Here is a 22231-nt window from a genome sequence, read left to right on the forward strand (position 1 = left end):
GGCTCACCGCAGACTGCGTACGTCCAGGTGGCGCAGTACCCGGTCCACGATCTCCGGGTCGGCCCCCGGCTCCCGGCGCGCCGCCAGCACCTCGTGCCGCGCCGCGCTCAGCATCTCGCTCTGGATCCGCCGCAACCGCTTCAGCCGCCGTACGCGCTTGTCGTGGCCCTCCCGGCGGTCCTCCTCCCCCCACTGCGGGCTGATCCGCAGCCCGATGTCGAAGGCCCGCCGCAGCATCTGCTCGGACAGTTCCTCCGGCAGTTCCTCGACCGCCTCGATCTCCCGCAGCCGCCGCCTGGCCGCCCGCGCCGCCCGCGCCGCCAGCTCCTCCTCGAACGCCTTCTCCCGCTCGGTGTCCGCCCGCACTCCCAGCCGTTTGACCAGCCACGGCAGCGTGAGCCCCTGGAGCACGAGTGTCGCCATGATCACCCCGAAGGCGATGAACACGATCTCGTCCCGGTCGGGGAAGGGCGCGCCGCTGTCCGTCTTCAGCGGAATGGCCAGGGCGAGCGCCACCGAGGCCACACCGCGCATCCCGGACCACCACATGACGACGGTCTCCCGCCAGGTCATGGGAATGTCCTCCTCGTAGTCCCGCAGCGCGTGCAGCCGTCTGGTGACCCAGGTGGCCGGCAGCAGCCACACCAGCCGTACGAGTACCACCACGGCCACGACCGCGCCCGCCCAGCCCAGCAACTCGCCCCACCGGCCCGAGGCGGTGCGCAGCGCGTTGTGCAGTTCGAGGCCGATCAGCCCGAACGCGACCCCGGTGACGAGCGTGTCCACGACGTCCCAGACGGTGTGCCCGGCCAGCCGGGTCAGCACGTCGTCGGCGTCGGAGGCGTACTCGGCCAGGAACAGCGCGGTGGTGAGCACGGCGAGGACCCCGGAGCCGTGCAACTCCTCGGCCAGCACGTAGGAGGCGTACGGCACGAGCAGCGTCAGCCCGATCTGCAGGGTCGGGTCCCCCAGCAGGTCCAGCACCTTGTTCGTGCCCCAGCCGAGCGCCAGGCCCACGGCCACCGCCACCACCGCGGACAGCACCAGGTCCAGCCCGGCCTGCCAGGCCGAGAACTCCCCGCTCACGGCGGCGGCGATCGCCACGTGGTAGAGGACGATGGCCGTGACGTCGTTGAACAGCCCCTCGCCCTCCAGGATCGACACCAGGCGGCGCGGCAGCCCGAGCTGCCCGGCCACCGCGGTCGCCGCGACCGGGTCGGGCGGCGCGACCAGCGCGCCGAGGGCCACGGCGGCGGCGACGGACAGCCCCGGCACGATGGCGTGCGAGACGAGGGCGACACAGAAGGTGGTGACGAACACCAGCGCCACGGCCAGCAGGAAGATCGGCCGTTTGTGCGCCGTGAACTGCCGCCAGGAGGTGCGCCGTACGGCGGCGTAGAGCAGCGGCGGCAGCAGGGTGGGCAGGATCAGCGCGGGCGGGATGTCGACGTTCGGCACGAAGCCGAGTACCGCGAGGACGATCCCGAGCAGGGTCATCAGGACCGGCGCGGGCAGCCCGAACCGGTCGCCGACCGGGACGCTGATCACGGCCCCCAGCAACACGACGAACAGCAGGGCCAGCTGATCCACGCTCAGCGCTCCGGGACGTCGGACGTTCACACGACAGGCTTCAAGCCTGCCACGCCACCCCGCTCACCGGCCGCTTCGCGCCCGTGGACTACAGGGCGCGCCGCATCGCCCGGTGCGGGATGCCCGCGTCGGGGAACTCCGGTCCGTACGCCTCGTATCCCAGCCGCTCGTAGAAGCCGAGCGCGTGGCTCTGCGCGTGCAGGTCCACCGCCGAGAGGCCGCGCGCGCGTGCCGCGTCCTCGATGGCGCGCACCAGGGCCGCGCCGACGCCCAGCCCGCGCGCGTCCCCGGTGACGGCGAGCCGCCCCAGGGAGCCGACCGCCGGGTCGCCACCGGTCTTCGCGGCGGCCTCCGCGCCGTACAGCAGCCGCCCGGTGCCGAGCGGCACGCCGTCCTCACGGACCGCCAGCACGTGCACCGCGAGGGCGTCGTACTCGTCGTACTCGATGTCCTGCGGAACGCCCTGCTCCACGACGAAGACCTCCTTGCGCACCGCGAAGCAGGCCTCGCGGTCGGCGGGGTCCTCGGCGACACGCACGTCGTACGGCAGGCTCATGCGTACGTCTCCTCGCGGACCTGGTCCAGGGCCTTCTGGAGGTCCTCGGGGTAGTCGCTGGCGAACTCCACCCACTGGCCGTCGCCGGGGTGCTCGAAGCCGAGCCGCACCGCGTGCAGCCACTGGCGGGTCAGCCTCAGCCGCTTGGCGAGGGTGGGGTCGGCGCCGTAGGTCAGGTCGCCGACGCAGGGGTGGCGGTGGGCGGCCATGTGGACGCGGATCTGGTGGGTGCGCCCGGTCTCCAGCTTGACGTCGAGCAGGGAGGCGGCGCGGAACGCCTCGATCAGGTCGTAGTGCGTGACGGAGGGCTTGCCGTCGGCGGTGACCGCCCACTTGTAGTCGTGGTTCGGGTGCCGGCCGATGGGCGCGTCGATGGTGCCGCTGGTCGGGTCGGGGTGGCCCTGGACCAGGGTGTGGTAGCGCTTGTCGACCGTGCGCTCCTTGAACTGGCGCTTGAGCGACGTGTACGCGTACTCGGACTTGGCGACCACCATCAGGCCCGAGGTGCCGACGTCGAGGCGGTGCACGATGCCCTGGCGCTCGGCGGCGCCGGAGGTGGAGATGCGGTAGCCGGCCGCCGCGAGGCCGCCGATCACGGTCGGGCCGGACCAGCCGGGGCTGGGGTGCGCGGCGACGCCGACCGGCTTGACGATCACGACCACGTCATCGTCGTCGTGCACGATCTCCATGCCCTCGACCGGCTCGGCGACCACCTGCACGGGTGCGGGTGCCTGCGGCATCTCGACCTCGAGCCAGGCACCGCCGCGCACCCGCTCGGACTTGGCGGCCACCGTGCCGTCGACCAGCACCTTGCCCGCGGCGGCCAGCTCCGCCGCCTTCGTACGGGAGAAGCCGAACATCCGGGAGATGGCGGCGTCGACGCGCTCGCCCTCCAGGCCTTCGGGCACGGGCAGGGTACGGATCTCGGGAAACGTGCTCACCCGTCGAGTATGCCGGACCGGTCCGGCGGTCCCGTCCCGGGCTCAGTCCTTGTGGACGGTTCCGTCCGGGTCCAGGCCGCGGAAGGAGAGCAGCACGATCAGGAAGCCACCGCACACGATCGCCGAGTCGGCGAGGTTGAACACGGCGAAGTGCTTGGGCGAGATGAAGTCGACGACGGCGCCCTCGAAGACGCCCGGCGCGCGGAAGAGGCGGTCGGTGAGGTTGCCCAGCGCACCGCCGAGCAGCAGGCCGAGCGCGATGGCCCAGGGCAGGCTGTAGAGCTTGCGCGCGAGGCGGGTGATCACCACGATCACGGCGGCCGCGATGACCGTGAAGATCACGGTGAAGGCCTCGCCGAAGCCGAAGGCCGCGCCCGCGTTGCGGATCGCCTCCAGTTGCAGCCAGTCGCCGATGAGCTGGATCGGCGGGCGGTGCTCCAGCTTGGCCACCACGAGCATCTTGCTGGCCAGATCGAGGGCGTAGGCGATGGCCGCAACCGTGAACAGCACGGCGATCCGGCGCCGGCCGCGGGGCCGCTCGGCGGCGGATGCCCGTCCGTCCGCGCCGGCCTGCGTCCCGCTCGTCCCGTCCGCGCCCGCCGCCGTGCCGTCGGTGCCGGACCCGCCGGCCGGGGCCTGTGCCCCTTCGGCGCCGGACGGGCCGCCCCGCCCGGCGTTCCCTCCGGGGCGCTGCCGCCCCGCTCCCGCCGCGTCCGGAGTGTCCGGCGTACCGATGATGCGCTCCGCCTCTGCCACGTGAGTCCCTTGACCTAGGTACCTGACTGAGGACGAGACTACGGCACGCCTCGCACCCGGTTCAGTACCGGCGTTCCTGCTTCTGCTTGCACGCCACGCACAGGGTGGCGCGCGGGAAGGCCTGCATGCGTGCCTTGCCGATGGGGTCGCCGCAGTTCTCGCACAGGCCGTAGGTGCCCGCGTCGAGCCGTTGCAGGGCGCGCTCGGTCTGGGTGAGCATCTCGCGCGCGTTGGCGGCCAGCGCCATCTCGTGCTCGCGCGTGATGTTCTTGCTGCCGGTGTCCGCCTCGTCGTCGCCCGCGCCGTCGCCGGAGTCCCGCATCAGGCCCGCGAGGGACTCCTCGGACGAGGTGATCTCGGTGCTCAGCCGCTCCATCTCGGACTCCAGCTCCGCGCGGGCCTCCGAGACCTCCTCCGGGGTCCAGGGATCCTCACCCGGTCGCACCGGGAGGTCGCCCGGTTCCACCGCCGCGGCGATGCGCGCCTTGGGCACGGCGGTCTTCGCCGCCGCGGCCGTGCCAGGAGTCTTCTTCGCAACCACTGTCGTGGCTCCCGTCTGCTTCGCGGCCCGCGCCGCGCCCACCTTCTTGGCCGTCCTCTTCCTGCCCCCACCCGTCCCGGAGACACCAGGAGCCGCCACGCGACCCGCACCGTCCCCATCTCCCTGGGTCCCCGTATCCGCCCCGCCGCCCCGGTCGGGGACCGTCCCCGCGGCCGTCCTCCTGCCGGCCTTCCTCCGCCTGCCCGTCCCCGCCGAGCCCTCACCGACACCCGCCCCGTCACCAACGGACCGCTCCCGCGCATCCACCTCCCCGGCCGCCGCCCTCCCGTGAGAGCCCTTTCCACCCGCCTTCTCGGCGGCAACGCTGTGGGCAGCGGCGCTCCGGCCACCAGCCCCCGCCCCGACCGTCTCCTGCACCGAGCCCTCGCCGGCACCCTGCCCGTCACCTACGGCCCGCTCCCGCACGCCCACATCCCGGGCCACAGCGTCCCGGCCTGCGGCGCCCGCCCTCCCACGAGAGCCCTTTCCACCCGCCTTCTCGGCGGCAACGCTGTGGGTACCCGCGCTCCCGCCGCCTGCGTGCCCGCCCACGGCATGCCCGGCGGTCGTCTCCTCGGCGCCCGCTTCCCCGCCGGCCGCCGCCCCGGCACCCGGCCGCTCGGCGGGCGCCTTCTTCATGGTCGTCCGACCGGCACGGGCACCCCTGTCGGCGGCCTCCGCCGTGCCGAGGCCCTCGGCGGCCTTCTCCCCCACGTCCGGAGCTTCGGCGGCGGTCTTCCTCGCCGTGGCCCGCTTGCTCGGGGACTTCTTCGCCGCGGCGCCCTTGGAGCCGGGCTCCTCGGCGCCGGGCCTCTTCCCAGGCGCCGTCTCCGGCCGGGACTTGCCCGCCACGGGCTTCTTCGCGGCCGCCCTCCTCGCCGTCGTCTTCCGCGCGCTCTTCGCGGGAGCCGCCTGGGCGGATTCCGGAAGCGCCGCCGGCCTCTCCCCCGCAGCCTCCGACGCGGTGTCCTTCCGCTCCTCGCCCGACCTCGCGGCAGCCGGTTGCTCCCCGGCCGCCCCGGTCTCGGCCGGCCGGGACCGGCTCGGCACGGCCGCGGCCGGCTTGGCCGCGTTCGTCCTGGCCGTCGGGCCCCTGCGCCCGCGTCCCGTCGCCGGTCCGGCCTTGGCCGTCTGCTTCGGCGTGACCCTGTCCTTCATGGCCACCGCCTCCTTCGCGACCGTGCCTGATGCCCTGGCCGCCGCTCGGGTGGTCTTCCTGGCCGCGCCACCGGCGGCATCGGGGATGGTGCCCCGGGACCTGCCGGACGCCGACTGCTCGGCGGTCTTCTTCGCCACCATGGCCGCGGCCCCTTCACATACTGTGATCTTGCTCGCGAATCGTGCTGGGACGATAAATCGACTCGAGTCCCGCGGCAACGGGGCACGCCGCCCGATTCGCCCGCCTCGCGCGGATCGCGCGGCCGGCATGCATGCGTTGTGCCCAGCTCGCCGCCACGTAATCCGACCAGCCGCACGTCCTACGATCCGAACGGCACCGTCGCGCCATCCGGGTCACCCCCCGGGGCGGAAATCGGGTCGGCCCCGGTCGCCGGGGCGCCGTACACTGGGCGAAGCGAAAAGCGTGGATGGGGACGAGTAGCGGCGTCAGCAGCCCAGAGCGACCCGGGGACGGTGTGAGCCCGGGGGCGAGCGCGACGTGAAGATCACCCCGGAGCCGCCGGAAGAACGCCCCAGCACGGAGCCAGGGGCCGGTAGAACCGGCATCGCGACCCCAATGAGGGGGCTCGTCGGAGCGTACGGCGCACCGGTGAGCCAAGGAGGGTGGTACCGCGGGAGCGCGCCGCACACGGCGTGGACAGCTCAAAGGCTCTCGTCCCTCCGACGGAAGGCAGCACATCCGCCGGAGGAAGCTCGTTGAATACGCAGCCGCAGTACCGCCAGGTGCCCGCGCAGGTCGACCTGCCCGCCCTCGAGCACGCCGTGCTCGACTTCTGGCGCGAGCAGAAGATCTTCGCCAAGAGCCTGGAGCAGTCCGAGGGCCGCCCCGAGTGGGTGTTCTACGAGGGCCCGCCCACCGCCAACGGCATGCCGGGCGCCCACCACATCGAGGCACGCGTCTTCAAGGACGTCTTCCCCCGCTTCCGCACGATGCGCGGCTACCACGTGGCCCGCAAGGCCGGCTGGGACTGCCACGGCCTCCCGGTGGAGCTGGCGGTCGAGAAGGAGCTCGGCTTCAGCGGCAAGAAGGACATCGAGGCGTACGGCATCGCCGAGTTCAACGACAAGTGCCGCGAGTCCGTGCTCCGCCACACCGACGCGTTCTCCGAGCTGACCACCCGCATGGGCTACTGGGTCGACCTCGACGAGGCGTACGTCACCATGGAGCCCGAGTACATCGAGTCCGTCTGGTGGTCGCTGAAGGAGATCTTCAACAAGGGCCTGCTGGTCCAGGACCACCGGGTCGCCCCCTGGTGCCCGCGCTGCGGCACGGGCCTGTCGGACCACGAGCTGGCCCAGGGCTACGAGACGGTCGTCGACCCCTCCGTCTACGTCCGCTTCCCGCTCACCTCCGGTCCGCTCGCCGGCCAGGCCTCGCTCCTGGTGTGGACGACGACCCCCTGGACCCTGGTGTCCAACACGGCGGTCGCCGCGCACCCCGAGGTGACCTACGTCGTCGCGACGAACGGTGAAGAGAAGCTCGTCGTCGCCGAACCGCTCGTCGACAAGGCGCTCGGCGAGGGCTGGGAGACCACGGGCGAGACCTTCACCGGCGCCGAGATGGAGCGCTGGACGTACCAACGCCCGTTCGAGCTCGTGGAGTTCACGGAGCCGGCGCACTACGTGGTCAACGCCGAGTACGTCACCACCGAGGACGGCACGGGTCTGGTCCACCAGTCCCCCGCGTTCGGTGAGGACGACCTGAAGGTCTGCCGGTCCTACGGCCTGCCGGTGGTCAACCCCGTCCGCCCGGACGGCACGTTCGAGGAGGACGTCCCGCTGGTCGGCGGCGTGTTCTTCAAGAAGGCGGACGAGAAGCTCACCGAGGACCTCGGCGAGCGCGGCCTGCTCTTCAGGCACGTGCCGTACGAGCACAGCTACCCGCACTGCTGGCGCTGCCACACCGCGCTGCTGTACTACGCGCAGCCGTCCTGGTACATCCGCACCACCGCGATCAAGGACCGGCTGCTCGAGGAGAACGAGAAGACCAACTGGTTCCCTTCGAGCGTCAAGCACGGCCGGTACGGCGACTGGCTGAACAACAACATCGACTGGGCGCTGTCCCGCAACCGCTACTGGGGCACCCCGCTGCCCATCTGGCGCTGCGAGGACGGCCACCTCACCTGTGTCGGCTCCCGCGCGGAGCTGACCGGGCTGACCGGCACCGACCAGTCGGACCTCGACCCGCACCGCCCGTTCATCGACGACGTCGTCTTCCCGTGCCCGCAGTGCGAGAAGACGGCCACGCGCGTGCCCGAGGTCATCGACGCCTGGTACGACTCGGGTTCGATGCCGTTCGCGCAGTGGGGCTACCCGTACAAGAACAAGGAGCTGTTCGAGAGCCGGTACCCGGCGCAGTTCATCTCCGAGGCGATCGACCAGACCCGCGGCTGGTTCTACACGCTGATGGCGGTCGGCACGCTGGTCTTCGACAAGTCGTCGTACGAGAACGTCGTGTGCCTCGGTCACATCCTCGCCGAGGACGGCCGGAAGATGTCCAAGCACCTGGGCAACATCCTCCAGCCGATCCCGCTCATGGACCAGCACGGCGCGGACGCGGTGCGCTGGTTCATGGCGGCCGGCGGCTCGCCGTGGGCGGCCCGCCGGGTGGGCCACGGCACCATCCAGGAGGTCGTCCGCAAGACGCTGCTGACCTACTGGAACACGGTCGCCTTCCAGGCCCTGTACGCCCGTACGTCCGCCTGGGCGCCCACCGCCGCCGACCCGGCCCCGGCCGACCGCCCGCTGCTCGACCGCTGGCTGCTCAGTGAGCTGCACGCGCTGACCGACCAGGTCACGCAGGCCCTGGAGGCGTACGACACCCAGCGCGCCGGCAAGCTGCTGTCGGCGTTCGTCGACGACCTGTCGAACTGGTACGTCCGCCGCTCGCGCCGCCGGTTCTGGCAGGGCGACAAGGCCGCGCTGCGCACGCTGCACGAGGTGCTGGAGACGGTGACCAGGCTGATGGCGCCGATCACCCCGTTCATCGCCGAGCGGGTCTGGCAGGACCTGGTCGTGCCGGTGACCCCGGGCGCCCCGGAGTCGGTGCACCTGGCCACCTGGCCGGAGCCGGACCTGCCGGCGATCGACCCGGAGCTGTCGAAGCAGATGGTGCTGGTGCGCCGCCTGGTGGAGCTGGGCCGTGCCACGCGCGCGGAGTCGGGCGTCAAGACCCGCCAGCCGCTGTCCCGGGCGCTGGTCGCGGCGGCCGGCTTCGAGTCCCTGGACCGGGAGCTGCACACGCAGATCACGGAAGAGCTGAACGTCTCCTCCCTGGCGTCGCTGAGCGAGGTCGGCGGGTCCCTGGTGGACACCACCGCCAAGGCCAACTTCCGTGCGCTGGGCAAGCGGTTCGGCAAGCGGGTGCAGGACGTCGCCAAGGCCATCGCGGGCGCGGACGCGGCGGCGCTGTCGCTGGCGCTGCGCGAGGGCACGGCGTCGGTGGAGGTCGACGGCGAGACGGTGACGCTCGCGCCGGACGAGGTGATCATCACCGAGACCCCGCGCGAGGGCTGGTCGGTGGCGTCCGACTCCGGCGCCACGGTCGCCCTGGACCTGGAGATCACGGAGGAGTTGCGCCGTGCGGGCCTGGCCCGGGACGCGATCCGGCTGATCCAGGAGGCCCGCAAGAACAGCGGCCTCGACGTGGCCGACCGGATCGCGCTGCGCTGGACCGCGACGGACCCGGCGACCATCGCCGCCCTGAGCGAGCACGCGTCGCTGATCGCCGAGGAGGTCCTGGCGACGGACTTCGCCCAGGGCGAGGCGGACGGCACCTACGGCGAGGCCTTCACCGACGAGGGCCTGTCCCTGGTCTTCCGCCTCCGCAAGGCATGACCCACCGGGGGACGACGCCCGAGGGTGCCCGTCCCCCGTCCCGGCGGGGAGCCCGCCCGGCCACGAACCGGCGGGCTCCCCGCGCGGCTTGACGGGGCGTAGCGCCCGGTGGGGCAGCGGGCACGCGGCCCCGGCATACGAGAACGGCCCCGGAGGGATGTCCCTCCGGGGCCGTTCTCTCAGGCTGCCGATGCCTAGTCACCAGAACCCTTCAGGGTTCTCTCAGTTGTCGTCCTCGTCGATCAGGAAGCCGCGCATGGGCGAGGGCGCCTGACCCATCGGGGCCGGACCCTGCGGACGCACCGGGGCCATCGGCTGGGTCATCGCCGGGGCCATCTGCTGCTGACCGCCGTAGGACGGACCGGACGAGCCGGGCGCACCGCCCATCGGCTGGCCGCCGCCGTACGACGGGGCGCTCGCGCCGGCCGGGGCCATGGAGGGCGCCGGGGACGGCGGGAGGGACGGGGCCGCAGGCGTGCGCGGCGGGGCGAGGGAGTCGTCGGCCTGGGTCTCCAGCTGACGCAGCTGCGACTCCAGGTACGACTTCAGGCGCGTGCGGTACTCGCGCTCGAAGCCGCGCAGGTCCTCGACCTTGCGCTCCAGCGTGGCGCGAGCGGACTCCAGGGAGCCCATCGCGACGCGGTGCTTCTCCTGCGCGTCCCGCTCCAGGGCGTCGGCCTTGGCACGGGCGTCACGCTCCAGACCCTCGGCACGCGAACGCGCCTCGCCGACGATCTTGTTGGCCTCGGAACGGGCCTCGGCGATCGCCTGGTCGGCGGTCTGCTGGGCCAGCGACAGGACGCGCGCGGCGCTGTCGCCACCGGGACCCTGACCCATCGGGCCGGGGCCGCCACCCATGGGACCGGGGCCGCCGCCCATCGGGCCGGGACCCATCTGGCCCTGCATCTGACCAGGCATCTGACCCTGACCCATAGGGCCCTGACCCATAGGACCCTGACCCATAGGACCCTGACCCATAGGACCCTGACCCATAGGACCCTGACCCATCGGTCCAGGACTCATCTGGCCGGGGCCGGGGCCGGGACCCTGGGGGCCCTGGCCACCCGGGCCGGCGGGCAGCTGCGGAGCACCGCTGGGCAGCTGGGGCGGACCACCCATGGGGCCACCCATCTGCTGCTGCGGCGGGCCCGATATCCCGGCGGGCACCGGAGCGCCCGGTCCTCGCATCCCCTGCTGCTGAGGATGCGGTGGTTGCTGGTCCTCCGGAGGCTTGCGCATGTTCTGCTGGTTCTGGGCAGCAGCGCGCGTGGCCGCGGCCAGTTTGGCGCGCAGGTCCTCGTTCTCACGGAGCAGTCGGGTCAGCTCGGCTTCGACCTCGTCGAGGAAGGCATCGACCTCGTCCTCGTCATAGCCTTCTCGGAGGCGGACGGTCGTGAACTGCTTGTTCCGCACGTCCTCGGGGGTCAACGGCATCTCTTCACCTCAACGTAGTCATCGGCAGTCGGCAAGACCGTATCGTCCACAGTCACCTCGCGAAGTTCCCCACGATGGAGATCAGGATGTAGACGATGATCATCAGTACGAAGAAGGACAGGTCGAGCGCCACGCCCCCGAGACGCAGCGGCGGGATGAACCGCCGCAGAAGCTTCAACGGTGGATCGGTGACAGTGTAGGTGGCCTCCAGAACGACCACCATCGCCTTGCCGGGTTGCCATGAGCGGGCGAACTGGAACACATAGTCCATGACCAGCCGAAAGATCAGCACGATGAGGAACACCATCAGCGCGATGTAAAGAACCTCCATGGCCACACGCATGATCGGTGCTTCCCTCTCCCCTGTTCCGTGCCAGTTCTACGGTGGTGCGTCTCAGCTCTGGTTGAAGAACCCGCCCTCTGCGATGCGGGCCTTGTCCTCCGCCGTGACATCGACGTTAGCAGGCGACAACAGGAACACCTTCTGCGTCACCCGCTCGATACTGCCGTGAAGACCAAACACCAAACCGGCGGCAAAGTCGACAAGTCGCTTCGCGTCTGTGTCATCCATCTCAGTCAGATTCATGATCACCGGGGTGCCCTCACGGAAGTGTTCCCCGATGGTACGGGCCTCGTTGTAGGTCCGGGGGTGAAGTGTGGTGATCCGGTACGGCTCTCGTTCCGACACGACCTTGGGCATGATCACCGGTGCGTTCTTCTCCAGGCTTGCGCGGTCTTGTGTGATGGACGCCACGGGTGCGATGCGCGCCGGACGCCCGGATTCCGCCGGGAGCGAAGCGGAATGCGACACCGGTTCGCGGGGCGCCGGAGGCTGCACCACTCGCACCGGTTCATCCCTTTGGGGCTGATGTGCCCCATGCGACTGGTGCGGTGGGTCGTGCCGTCGGCGGTCCCGCTCGGGTTCCGGGTCCAGCTCGGGCTCGAAGTCGTCATCGGGGTCGAATCCCCGGCCGTCGTACCCATCGTCCTCCACGAGGCCGAGGTAGACCGCCATCTTGCGCATCGCGCCGGCCATGCTCTGAGTCCTCCGCTCTGTGGTGGATCCGCTGACGACCGCCAAGTGCCCGCGATCCACGAGGTCGTTGCGCCCCGTTGGGCGATATTGACCATATTTTCTGCTGTGGTCCGACTTCTTGGCGACGTTACCCGAGCCTGGGGCGGACTCCGAGTACCGCGCTGCCGACGCGCACATGTGTCGCACCGGCGGCCACGGCCTGCTCGAGGTCCCCACTCATCCCTGCCGAGACCATGGTGGCAGCCGGATGGGCCGCGCGCAGGTCGGTCGACAAATCCATGAGGCGCTCGAACGCGGCCTGTTGCCGGCCGGCGTACTCCCCGGTCAGCGGGGCGACGGTCATCAGCCCGTCGAGCCGCAGTGCTTCGGAGCGGGCGACGAGGTCGGCCAACTCTTCGATTCCGCCGGGCCCGACGCCTCCGCGCTCCCCGCGTCCGCTCTCCCCCGCGTCCAGCGCCACCTGGATGAGGCAGCCCACCTCGCGCTCCGCTCGCACGGCCTCCTTGGAGAGCGCGGTGACAAGCCGGGAACGGTCGAGCGACTGTACGACATCGGCGTAACCGACCACGGATCGCACTTTATTGGTCTGAAGTTGACCAACAAAATGCCACGTCAGGGGCAAATCAGCACACTCGGCGGCCTTGGGTGCCGCCTCCTGGTCCCGGTTCTCGGCGGTGTGGCGCACACCGAGTTCCGACAGGATCCGCACATCCGAGGCCGGGTACGTCTTGGTGACCACGATGAGGGTCACCTCCTCCCGCGCCCGGCCCGCGGCCGCGCACGCGGCGGCGATGCGCCGCTCCACCTTCGCCAGGTTTGCGGCGAGTTCGTTCCTACGGTCCGTCATGCCCCATCAGTCCAGCCAGACATAGCCCGCGAGCCGACCGGTGGTGCGGTCGCGGCGGTACGAGAAGTGATCGCCCGATTCCCGCGTGCACACCGGCGACTGCTCCCGGTCGTGCACCCCGAGGCGCTCGAGCTGCGCGTGCACGCCGGCGCTCACGTCGACGGCCGGTGTACCCCAACTCGTCTCGGAGTGCGCCGCCGGCTCGACGGCGGCGACCTCGGCGCGCATCGCCTCAGGCACCTCATAGCACCGGCCGCACACGGCGGGTCCGGTGCGGGCGGTGATGCGGTCGGGCCGGGCGCCGAGCGACTCCATCGCGTCGACCGCGGCCGGGACGACCCCCTTGACCATGCCGGGCCGCCCGGCGTGGACCGCGGCCACCACACCGGCGACCGGGTCGGCGAGCAGCACCGGAACGCAGTCGGCGGTGAGTACGGCGAGGGCGAGCCCGCGGGTCGCGGTCACCAGGCCGTCGACCGGCGGGGTGAGCCGCGTGGTCCACGGCCCGTCGACCTCGGCGACGTCGTTGCCGTGCACCTGGTTCATCCAGACGACCCGGTCTGGGTCGAGTCCGAGGGACTTGGCGGCCAGTTCGCGGTTGGCGCGTACCGCGCCGGGGTCGTCGCCAACCGCGCCGCCGAGATTGAGCTCCTCGAACGGAACGGCGCTCACCCCGCCCCACCGGTCGGTGAAGGCGAAGTGTGCGCCGCTCACGGTGTCGTGCCGACCTATCACTTGAGGAAGTCCGGTACGTCCAGCTCCTCGGCCGCGCTGTCGGAGTAGCTGCGCGGCGACGGCGTGATGGGCGGGGTCACGGGCGGCAGGTCCTGCACCGGCTCGGGGGCGACGGGCTCCGGCTCCTCCTTCGGTGTCACGCTGCCGAGCGAGCCGAAGGTCGGGCGGCTCTCGGGCTGACGCACCGGGGCCGGCTCCTCGCGGCGGGCCGCGGGCGGGGCGGACGACGAGCCGAGGACGTTGTCCCGGCGGGCCGGCGGCTGGCCGCCGTCGAAGCCGGCCGCGATCACGGTGACCCGGACCTCGTCGCCGAGGGCGTCGTCGATGACCGCGCCGAAGATGATGTTGGCCTCGGGGTGCGCTGCCTCGCTGACCAGTTGGGCGGCCTCGTTGATCTCGAACAGGCCGAGGTCCGAACCGCCGGAGATGGACAGGAGCACGCCCCGGGCGCCGTCGATGGAGGCCTCGAGGAGCGGGGAGGAGATCGCCATCTCGGCCGCGGCCACCGCGCGGTCGTCACCGCGGGCCGAGCCGATGCCCATGAGCGCCGAGCCGGCCTCGGACATGACCGACTTGACGTCGGCGAAGTCGAGGTTGATCAGGCCGGGGGTGGTGATCAGGTCGGTGATGCCCTGCACACCGGACAGCAGCACCTGGTCCGCGGACTTGAACGCGTCGAGCACGCTGACCTGGCGGTCCGAGATGGACAGCAGCCGGTCGTTGGGGATGACGATGAGGGTGTCGACCTCTTCGCGGAGTTCGGCGATACCGTCCTCGGCCTGGTTCGCCCGGCGCCGCCCCTCGAAGGTGAACGGGCGCGTGACCACACCGATGGTGAGGGCACCCAGCGAGCGCGCGATGTTGGCCACGACGGGCGCGCCGCCGGTACCGGTGCCGCCGCCCTCACCGGCCGTCACGAAGACCATGTCGGCCCCCTTGAGGACCTCCTCGATCTCCTCACGGTGGTCCTCGGCGGCCTTGCGGCCGACGGCCGGGTTGGCCCCGGCGCCGAGTCCGCGCGTGAGTTCGCGGCCGACATCGAGCTTGACGTCGGCGTCGCTCATCAACAGCGCCTGCGCGTCGGTGTTGATGGCGATGAACTCGACGCCCTTGAGACCGACCTCGATCATCCGGTTGATGGCATTGACACCACCGCCGCCGACACCGATGACTTTGATGACTGCGAGGTAGTTCTGCGGTGCTGCCACGTCGAAGGCCTCTCGCCTCGAGTTACGTGTCGCCGCCTCGCGGTCCTGCCGCGATCCGACGACTGATGCCGAATGGGACGGTCCGAACGCCGACCCGAACCCTAACCCTGAAGTTTAGGGTTACCAGTGTGTCTGTTCCTTGAAGTCTTCGGAACAGGACACTAAGTCGACAAGTGGCGCCCGTTCAACGAACACGCCGAACCTCCCGTTTTTCTTTTCACCCTATGTGATCAGCCATAGCGGCACTCAACCAGGGTGTTGGCCTGCACTGATGTGCGTCAACTCCCCGAAGACGCCGGGGCGGTGGGAACCCGGACGTCGAAGTGCCGTGCTCCGGGCGCTGCTTTCATGAGCGCGGTCAGGGTGCGGGCCTTCAGCCGGCCGTTCTCGCTGCTGCCCCAGGCGACGGTGCGGCCACCGCTCAACTCCAGTGAGATGTCGTCGTAGGTACGGACCTTGACGACGCGGGTCTCACGGGCGACCGCGGTGGGAATCCGCCCGGCGACCGCGACGGCCTCGCGCACCAGCCGGGCCTCGCCGAGGCGCCGCAGGCTCGCGGCGGCCGTACTCGAGCGGGAAAGCGACAATTCCAGCAGGGGCACGCCTTTCGGTGCCTGCGAAACCGTGGCGAACCGGACACCCTTCGCGTCCACTTCGACGAACTTTCCGCCCTTTTCCTCCACCATGACCGGAGTGCGCTCGACGACTTTCAACCCGATTCCGTGCGGCCACGAGCGCACCACGTCAACCGAGTCAATTCGGGGCAATTCACGGCGCAGTCGGGCCTCGACCGCATCGGTGTCGACGGAAATCAACTGCGTTCCGAGCCGCACCCTGGCGGCCCCGCTCACCTGAGCGGGTGTCAGAACCGTGGTACCCGAGACGGATACGTGCTCCACGCGCGTCCACTGCGAGCCGTACAGCACCCACAGGGAGCCGGCGCCCAGGCAGATCACGGCCAGCGAAAGGATGATGATCGTACGAGGGCTCATCCGTCTCAGCCGGTGGACCAGAGGCGGGCCGGACGACGACTCCTGCTGACGTTCACCGCGCTCAGCGGTCGCCGGTCCGGCCACGCTCTCAAGCCCTTTCGTGCATACGGTCCTAACGGTGCGAGGCGATGGCCTCGTACACCATGCCGACGAGCAACTCGTCGGCGTCCCGGCGGCCGAACTCCCCGGCGGCGCGGGACATCTGGTACAGCCGGTGCGGATCGGCGAGCACGGGCAGGAGGTTCTGCTGCACCCACTCGGGGGTGAGTTCCGCGTCGTCGACCAGCAGTCCGCCGCCGGCCTTGACCACCGGCTGGGCGTTCAGCCGCTGTTCACCGTTGCCGATGGGCAGCGGGACGTAGGCGGCCGGGAGCCCGACGGCGGAGAGTTCGGCGACGGTCATCGCGCCGGCGCGGCAGAGCATCATGTCGGCCGCGGCGTACGCGAGGTCCATCCGATCAAGGTAACTTACCGGGATGTAGGGCGGCATTCCCGGCATCTGCTGTACCTGGGGCAGTTCGTTCTTCGGGCCGACCACATGCAGGATCTGGATGCCCGCCTGCTGCATCCAGGGCGCGACCTGCTGGACCACCTCGTTGAGCCGGCGGGCGCCCTGGGAGCCGCCGGAGACCAGCAGCGTGGGCAGGTTCGGGTCGAGCCCGAACGCCGCACGGGCCTCGGGGCGCACGGCCGCCCGGTCCAGGGTGGCGATGGCGCGGCGCAGCGGGATCCCGATGTAACGGGCGCCGCGCAGCTTGCTGTCGGGCGTGGAGACGGCGACCTGCGCGGCGTACCGCGAACCGATCTTGTTGGCCAGGCCCGGGCGGGCGTTGGCCTCGTGGATGACGATGGGCACACCGAGCCGCTTGGCGGCCAGGTAGCCGGGCAGGGCGACGTAGCCGCCGAATCCGACCACGGCGTCCGCCTTGGTGCGCTCCAGGATCTGCTCGGCCGCCTTGATCGTGCCGCGCAGCCGGCCCGGGACGGTGATCAGCTCGGGGGTGGGCTTGCGCGGCAGCGGCACCGCCGGGATGAGCGCGAGCTCGTAGCCCCGCTCGGGGACGAGCCGGGTCTCCAGGCCGCGCTCCGTGCCCAGGGCCGTGATCCCCACGGTCGGGTCCTGCCTGCGCAGGGCGTCCGCGAGGGCGAGCGCGGGCTCGATGTGGCCCGCGGTACCTCCGCCGGCGAGTACGACATGCACCGAAATTCACCGCTCTCCGGACGGACGCGCCGCCGAGGCACGCCGTCGCATCGTGTTCCATCTCCGAGGCTCGCGACCGGATCCGCGGTCGGATCTCCGGCCGGGCGCGGAGCCTCCTGCCCGCTTTCTACCAAAGCGAGGTTGCCGCATGGCAAGCGCCGCCCGCGCAGCGGGTTCGTCACGCGCGAACGCGATCAGCAGCCCGATGGCGAACATGGTCGGCAGCAGGGCGGATCCTCCGTAGGAGAACAGCGGGAGCGGGACGCCGGCGATCGGCAGCAGACCGAGCACCGCACCGATGTTGATCACCGCCTGCACGGTGATCCAGGTGGTCACGCCTCCCGCGGCATACCTCACGAAGGGGTCCTCCGTGCGTCCGGCCACGCGGATGCCCGCATAGCCTAGAGCGGCGAACAGGGCGAGCACCGACAGCGTCCCCCCGAGACCCAGTTCCTCGCCGGTGACGGCGAAGATGAAGTCGGTGTGGGCTTCGGGGAGTTGGCCCCATTTCTCCACGCTGGCACCGAGTCCGGATCCGAACAGTCCGCCGGAGGCCAGGGCGTAGATGCCGTGCACCGCCTGCCAGCACTTGGTCGCGTCGCTGGAGCCGACGCAGGCGAACCGGCCGAGGCGGTTGGGGCTCATCTGGATCAGCAGGAAGCCGATCACGCCGGCGAACGACAGCACCCCCACGAAGAGCCGGGTGGGCGCCCCCGCCAGCCACAGCAGGCCGAACAGGATCGCGGTGAGGATGATCGCGGTTCCCATGTCGCCGCCGAGCATGATCAGCCCGAGCAGCATGAAGGCGACCGGGACGAGCGGCACCAGCATGTGCTTCCACTGGGTCAGCAGCCGCTTGTCCTGCTTGCGCGCGATCAGGTCGGCGCCCCACAGCACCAGCGCCAGCTTGCCGATCTCGCTGGGCTGGATCTGGAAGGAGCCGCCGAGCGAGATCCAGTTCTGGTTGCCGTTGACCGCCACCCCTATTCCCGGCACCTGCACCAGCGCCATCAGGACCACCGCGCCCGCCAGGATCGGGTAGGACAGCGCCCGGTGCAGCCTGACCGGCATCCGGGCGGCGAGCAGCAGCAGCCCGGTGCCGATCGCGGCCGCGAGCAGCTGCTTGCGGAAGAAGTACGAGCCCGGCAGTGCCTTCTGCAGCGCGGTGATCTGGGAGGCCGAGTAGACCATCACCAGCCCCAGCACGGTGAGCAGCAGACTGGCGCCGAGGAGCAGGTAGTAGGCGGTCAGCGGCCGGTCCCAGGCCTTGCGCGCGCGATCGATCAGGCTCGCCGCGGAGCGCCGGCCGGGGGTCCGGTCGGCCGTCGGGCGCTTGACGGTCCGCTGCACGGGCGGGCGACCGGTACGGCTGCTGCCGGGACTACCGGGCATCGGGTCCTCCGCTGTACGTCGGCCGCGCAAGTCCGGCTCGGCTCACGGGTCCCACGCCTCCCTCCCGAGGTCGCCCGGCAGCGCGGGCGGCCGGGATCAGGCGCCGAGTCCGGATACGGCCTCCGCGAACGCCTCGCCGCGCCTGTTGTAGTTGGCGAACATGTCCATGGAGGCGCAGGCGGGGGCCAGCAGTACCGTGTCGCCGGGCCGTGCGAGCCGCCGCGCCTCCTGGACGGCCTGGAGCATCGCCCCAGTGTCGGTCCGGTCGAGGTCGACGACGGGTACCTCCGGGGCGTGTCGCGCGAGGGCGTCACGGATGAGCGCGCGATCGGCTCCGATGAGGACGGCACCGCGCAGCCGCTTCGCCGAGTTCGCGACGAGCTCGTCGAAGGTCGCGCCCTTCGCCAGACCGCCCGCGATCCACACGATCGACTCGTACGCCGCCAACGAGGCCTGAGCCGCGTGAGTGTTGGTGGCCTTGGAGTCGTCGACGTAGGCCACGCCGTCCACGTCGGCCAGGTGCGCGATGCGGTGGGCGTCCGGGGTGAAGGCCCGCAGGCCGTCCCGGACGGCCTGCGCCGGGACGCCGAAGGCGCGTGCCAGGGCCGCCGCGGCGAGGGCGTTGGCGATGTTGTGCGGGGCGGGCGGGTGGACGTCGGAGACCTCGGCCAGCTCCTGGGCGTTCTTGTGCCGGTTCTCGACGAAGGCGCGGTCGACGAGGATGCCGTCCACGACGCCGAGTTGGGAGGGGCCGGGGGTGCCGAGCGTGAACCCGACGGCGCGGCAGCCCTCCTCGACGTCCGCCTCGCGCACCAGGTCCTCGGTGGCCTTGTCGGCGGCGTTGTACACGCAGGCGACGCGGTTGCCCTCGTAGATACGGCCCTTGTCGGCGGCGTAGGCCTCCATGGAGCCGTGCCAGTCGAGGTGGTCGGGGGCGAGGTTGAGGACGGCGGCGGAGTGGGCGCGCAGCGAGGGCGCCCAGTGCAGCTGGTAGCTCGACAGCTCCACCGCAAGGACGTCGTAGCGCTCCTCGCCGAGGACCGCGTCCAGCAGGGAGACGCCGATGTTGCCGACGGCCGCCGTGCGCAGGCCCGCCGCCTTCAGGATGGAGGCGAGCATCTGCACGGTGGTGGTCTTGCCGTTGGTGCCGGTCACGGCGAGCCACGGGGCGGCGTCGGGGCCGCGCAGCCGCCAGGCGAGTTCGACGTCCCCCCAGACGGGTACGCTGGCCTGCCCGGCGGCGCGGAAGAGCGGCTTGTCCGGCCGCCAGCCGGGCGCGGTGACGATCAGCTCGGTGCCCTCCGGCAGGGTGTCCCCGTCACCGAGGCGCACGGTCACGCCGAGCGCCTCCAGCTCGGCCGCCTGGGTCCGGGCGCGCTCGTCGTCGCCGTCGTTGACGACGGTGACGTGCGCGCCGAGACCGTGCAGGACCTTGGCCGCCGGGACACCGGAGACGCCGAGTCCCGCGACGGTGACGTTCCTACCCTGCCAGTCGGTCACTTGTCCGCTGCCCATCCCGCATAGAAGAGGCCCAGTCCGACAATCACACAGATGCCCTGAATGATCCAGAAGCGGACCACGACGAGCACTTCGGACCAGCCTTTGAGTTCGAAGTGGTGCTGGAGCGGCGCCATCCGGAAGACCCGCTTCCCGGTGAGCCGGAAGGAGCCGACCTGGATGACCACCGACATGGTGATGAGCACGAACAGGCCGCCCAGCAGCGCGAGCAGCAGCTCGGTGCGGGAGCAGATCGCCAGGCCCGCGAGCACACCGCCGAGCGCGAGCGAACCGGTGTCGCCCATGAAGATCTTGGCGGGCGAGGTGTTCCACCACAGGAAGCCCAGGCAGGCGCCCATCAGCGCGGAGGCCACGACCGCGAGGTCGAGCGGATCGCGGACCTCGTAACAGGCGTTGGGGTTGGTCAGGGTCTGCGCGTTGGCACAGGACTCCTGGAACTGCCAGACGCCGATGAACGTGTAGGCGCCGAAGACGAGCACGGAGGCGCCGGTGGCCAGACCGTCCAGACCGTCGGTGAGGTTCACGCCGTTCGACATCGCGAGGATCATGAACAGCGCCCAGATCACGAACAGCACCGGGCCGATCGTCCAGCCGAAGTCGGTGATGAACGACAGCTTCGTGGAGGCGGGGGTGTTGCCGCGGTTGTCGGAGAACTGCAGCGCGAGCACCGCGAAGGCGATGCCGACGATCAGCTGGCCGGTCATCTTCGCCTTGGCGCGCAGACCCAGCGAACGGCGCTTGACGATCTTGATGTAGTCGTCGAGGAATCCGACCAGGCCCATGCCGACCATCAGGCCGAGCACCAGCAGGCCCGAGTAGGTCGGGGTGTAGCCGGTGATCACCTTGGACAGGAAGTAGGCGGCGACCGTGGCCAGGATGAAGGCGATGCCACCCATGGTCGGCGTACCGCGCTTGCTGGCGTGCTCGCGCGGGCCGTCGTCGCGGATGTACTGGCCGTAGCCCTTCCGGGCCAGGAGCTTGATCAGCAACGGGGTGCCGACCAGCGTCAGGAAGAGGCCGATGACGCCCGCGAACAGGATCTGCTTCATCATCGGGCGGCGACCTCACCCTCGGCACCGGTCTCGAGCAACGCCTGGGCGACGCTCTCGAGGCCGACCGAACGGGACGCCTTCACGAGGACGACGTCCCCCGGGCGCAACTCGCTGCGCAACAGGTCGATCGCCGCCTGTGCGTCGGACACGTGCACCGACTCCTCACCCCACGAACCCTCGTTATATGCGCCCAGTTGCAGCCAGGACGCTTCCCTGCCCCCGACCGCGACGAGCTTGCTGACGTTGAGCCGGACGGCGAGCCGTCCGACCGCGTCGTGCTCGGCGAGCGCCTCGTCCCCGAGCTCGGCCATCTTGCCGAGCACCGCCCAGGTCCGCCGTCCCCCGCCCATGGCCGCGAGCGCGCGCAGAGCGGCCCGCATGGACTCGGGGTTGGCGTTGTAGGCGTCGTTGACGACCGTCACGCCGTCCGGGCGCTCGGTGACCTCCATCCGCCAGCGGGAGAGGGAGCCCGCCTCGGAGAGCGCGGTGGCGATCTCAGTTACGGACATGCCCAGCTCATGCGCGACGGCGGCCGCGGCGAGCGCGTTCGACACGTGATGCTCACCGTACAGGCGCATCGTCACATCGCTTGCACCGGAGGGTGTGTGAAGCCTGAAGGCGGGCTGCCCGCTGTCCGTGAGTCTCACGTTCTCGGCGCGTACGTCCGCTTCGCCGGACTCTCCGAAAAGAATCACCTTCGCCTTCGTACGGGAGGCCATGGCCCGTACCAACGGGTCGTCGGCGTTGAGGATCGCGGTTCCGCCGTCCTCGGCCGCCGGCAGGCTCTCCACCAACTCGCCCTTCGCCTGGGCGATCTGCTCACGGCCGCCGAACTCGCCGATGTGGGCGGTGCCGACGTTGAGCACCAGGCCGACCTTCGGCGGGGTCAGTTCGGTCAGGTAGCGGATGTGGCCGATGCCGCGGGCGCCCATCTCCAGCACGAGGAACCTCGTCTCCTCGGTGGCGCTCAGCGCGGTCAGCGGCAGCCCGATCTCGTTGTTGAGGGAGCCGGGCGTGAACACGGTCGGCGCCTTGCGCCGCAGCACCTGGGCGATGAGGTCCTTGGTGCTGGTCTTGCCCGCGGAGCCGGTGAGGGCGACGAGGGTCGCGCCCAGCCGTTCGACGACGTGGCGGGCGAGGGCGCCGAGCGCGGCCTGCACGTCCTCGACGACGATCGCGGGCACGCCGACCGGGCGGGACGCCAGCACGGCGGCCGCGCCCGCCTCGACGACGGCCGCGGCGAAGTCGTGGCCGTCCACGCGCTCGCCGACGAAGGCGACGAAGAGGCTGCCGGGCACCACCTCGCGGGAGTCCCGGACCACGGGCCCGGTGACCTCCGCGGACGGATCCGGTATGTCGTACGTCTGCCCGCCGACGACTGCTGCGATCTCGGCGAGGGAGAGGGCGATCACAAGT

At 71.1% G+C, this 22231-nt stretch carries 18 protein-coding genes; 1 reads left to right on the plus strand and 17 read right to left on the minus strand.

Going from position 1 to position 22231, the window contains the following annotated elements; all coding sequences use genetic code 11:
- Positions 1–3 precede the first annotated feature (3 nt).
- From ACIQFZ_RS11350 to ACIQFZ_RS11370, 5 genes are all read right to left on the minus strand, one after another.
- Positions 4–1590 carry a Na+/H+ antiporter gene (locus ACIQFZ_RS11350; RefSeq protein ID WP_365428356.1) on the minus strand — a complete coding sequence of 529 codons (1587 nt, stop codon included), beginning with the start codon at positions 1588–1590 and terminating at the stop codon, positions 4–6.
- Between the two features lie 88 nt (positions 1591–1678).
- The gene (locus ACIQFZ_RS11355) at positions 1679–2146 is read right to left on the minus strand and encodes a GNAT family N-acetyltransferase (protein ID WP_365428354.1); all 468 of its coding nucleotides are present in this window, start codon (positions 2144–2146) and stop codon (positions 1679–1681) included.
- Positions 2143–3087 carry an RluA family pseudouridine synthase gene (locus tag ACIQFZ_RS11360; RefSeq protein ID WP_365428351.1) on the minus strand — a complete coding sequence of 315 codons (945 nt, stop codon included), beginning with the start codon at positions 3085–3087 and terminating at the stop codon, positions 2143–2145. The genes ACIQFZ_RS11355 and ACIQFZ_RS11360 overlap by 4 nt, the downstream gene beginning before the upstream one ends.
- Before the next feature lie 42 nt (positions 3088–3129).
- Complete coding sequence (gene lspA / locus ACIQFZ_RS11365; RefSeq protein WP_365428348.1) at positions 3130–3843, minus strand: signal peptidase II; 714 nt, start codon at positions 3841–3843, stop codon at positions 3130–3132.
- Positions 3844–3904: 61 nt separating this feature from the next.
- The gene (locus ACIQFZ_RS11370) at positions 3905–4810 is read right to left on the minus strand and encodes a TraR/DksA family transcriptional regulator (RefSeq protein ID WP_383056183.1); all 906 of its coding nucleotides are present in this window, start codon (positions 4808–4810) and stop codon (positions 3905–3907) included.
- A 1449-nt stretch (positions 4811–6259) separates the two neighbouring features.
- On the opposite strand from ACIQFZ_RS11370, the gene ileS reads away from it, so the two are divergent.
- Complete coding sequence (gene ileS, locus ACIQFZ_RS11375) at positions 6260–9400, plus strand: isoleucine--tRNA ligase (RefSeq protein ID WP_383056064.1); 3141 nt, start codon at positions 6260–6262, stop codon at positions 9398–9400.
- A 222-nt stretch (positions 9401–9622) separates the two neighbouring features.
- On the opposite strand, the gene ACIQFZ_RS11380 is transcribed toward ileS, so the two are convergent.
- From ACIQFZ_RS11380 to murF, 12 genes are all read right to left on the minus strand, one after another.
- Positions 9623–10834, minus strand: coding sequence for a DivIVA domain-containing protein (locus ACIQFZ_RS11380; RefSeq protein ID WP_402691116.1), 1212 nt, complete (start codon positions 10832–10834; stop codon positions 9623–9625).
- 52 nt (positions 10835–10886) lie between these two features.
- Entirely contained in the window at positions 10887–11177 is a 291-nt protein-coding gene (locus ACIQFZ_RS11385; protein ID WP_365418926.1) for a YggT family protein, read from the minus strand.
- 51 nt (positions 11178–11228) lie between these two features.
- The gene (locus ACIQFZ_RS11390; protein ID WP_361423818.1) at positions 11229–11870 is read right to left on the minus strand and encodes a cell division protein SepF; all 642 of its coding nucleotides are present in this window, start codon (positions 11868–11870) and stop codon (positions 11229–11231) included.
- A 127-nt stretch (positions 11871–11997) separates the two neighbouring features.
- Positions 11998–12717: a YggS family pyridoxal phosphate-dependent enzyme gene (locus tag ACIQFZ_RS11395; RefSeq protein ID WP_383056069.1), complete on the minus strand. Its 720-nt coding sequence runs from the start codon at positions 12715–12717 to the stop codon at positions 11998–12000.
- A 6-nt stretch (positions 12718–12723) separates the two neighbouring features.
- Positions 12724–13452, minus strand: a complete 729-nt coding sequence (gene pgeF / locus ACIQFZ_RS11400; protein WP_365418919.1) for a peptidoglycan editing factor PgeF — start codon at positions 13450–13452, stop codon at positions 12724–12726.
- Positions 13449–14660 (minus strand): cell division protein FtsZ, encoded by a 1212-nt coding sequence (ftsZ, locus tag ACIQFZ_RS11405; protein ID WP_365418916.1) that lies wholly within the window; start codon positions 14658–14660, stop codon positions 13449–13451. Before ftsZ ends, pgeF begins: the two co-directional genes overlap by 4 nt.
- A gap of 278 nt (positions 14661–14938) precedes the next feature.
- Complete coding sequence (locus ACIQFZ_RS11410) at positions 14939–15736, minus strand: FtsQ-type POTRA domain-containing protein (RefSeq protein WP_365774422.1); 798 nt, start codon at positions 15734–15736, stop codon at positions 14939–14941.
- A gap of 28 nt (positions 15737–15764) precedes the next feature.
- The gene (murG, locus tag ACIQFZ_RS11415) at positions 15765–16853 is read right to left on the minus strand and encodes an undecaprenyldiphospho-muramoylpentapeptide beta-N-acetylglucosaminyltransferase (RefSeq protein WP_361423830.1); all 1089 of its coding nucleotides are present in this window, start codon (positions 16851–16853) and stop codon (positions 15765–15767) included.
- 6 nt (positions 16854–16859) lie between these two features.
- The gene (gene ftsW, locus ACIQFZ_RS11420; RefSeq protein ID WP_402691117.1) at positions 16860–18245 is read right to left on the minus strand and encodes a putative lipid II flippase FtsW; all 1386 of its coding nucleotides are present in this window, start codon (positions 18243–18245) and stop codon (positions 16860–16862) included.
- A 96-nt stretch (positions 18246–18341) separates the two neighbouring features.
- Positions 18342–19760, minus strand: a complete 1419-nt coding sequence (gene murD, locus ACIQFZ_RS11425) for a UDP-N-acetylmuramoyl-L-alanine--D-glutamate ligase (RefSeq protein ID WP_402691118.1) — start codon at positions 19758–19760, stop codon at positions 18342–18344.
- Positions 19742–20812 carry a phospho-N-acetylmuramoyl-pentapeptide-transferase gene (gene mraY / locus ACIQFZ_RS11430; RefSeq protein WP_361423873.1) on the minus strand — a complete coding sequence of 357 codons (1071 nt, stop codon included), beginning with the start codon at positions 20810–20812 and terminating at the stop codon, positions 19742–19744. Before mraY ends, murD begins: the two co-directional genes overlap by 19 nt.
- Entirely contained in the window at positions 20812–22227 is a 1416-nt protein-coding gene (gene murF, locus ACIQFZ_RS11435) for a UDP-N-acetylmuramoyl-tripeptide--D-alanyl-D-alanine ligase (protein ID WP_376547119.1), read from the minus strand. Before murF ends, mraY begins: the two co-directional genes overlap by 1 nt.
- Positions 22228–22231: the final 4 nt, after the last annotated feature.

Origin of the sequence: Streptomyces sp. NPDC093064 (assembly GCF_044754605.1) — a bacterium.
GTDB lineage: Bacteria > Actinomycetota > Actinomycetes > Streptomycetales > Streptomycetaceae > Streptomyces.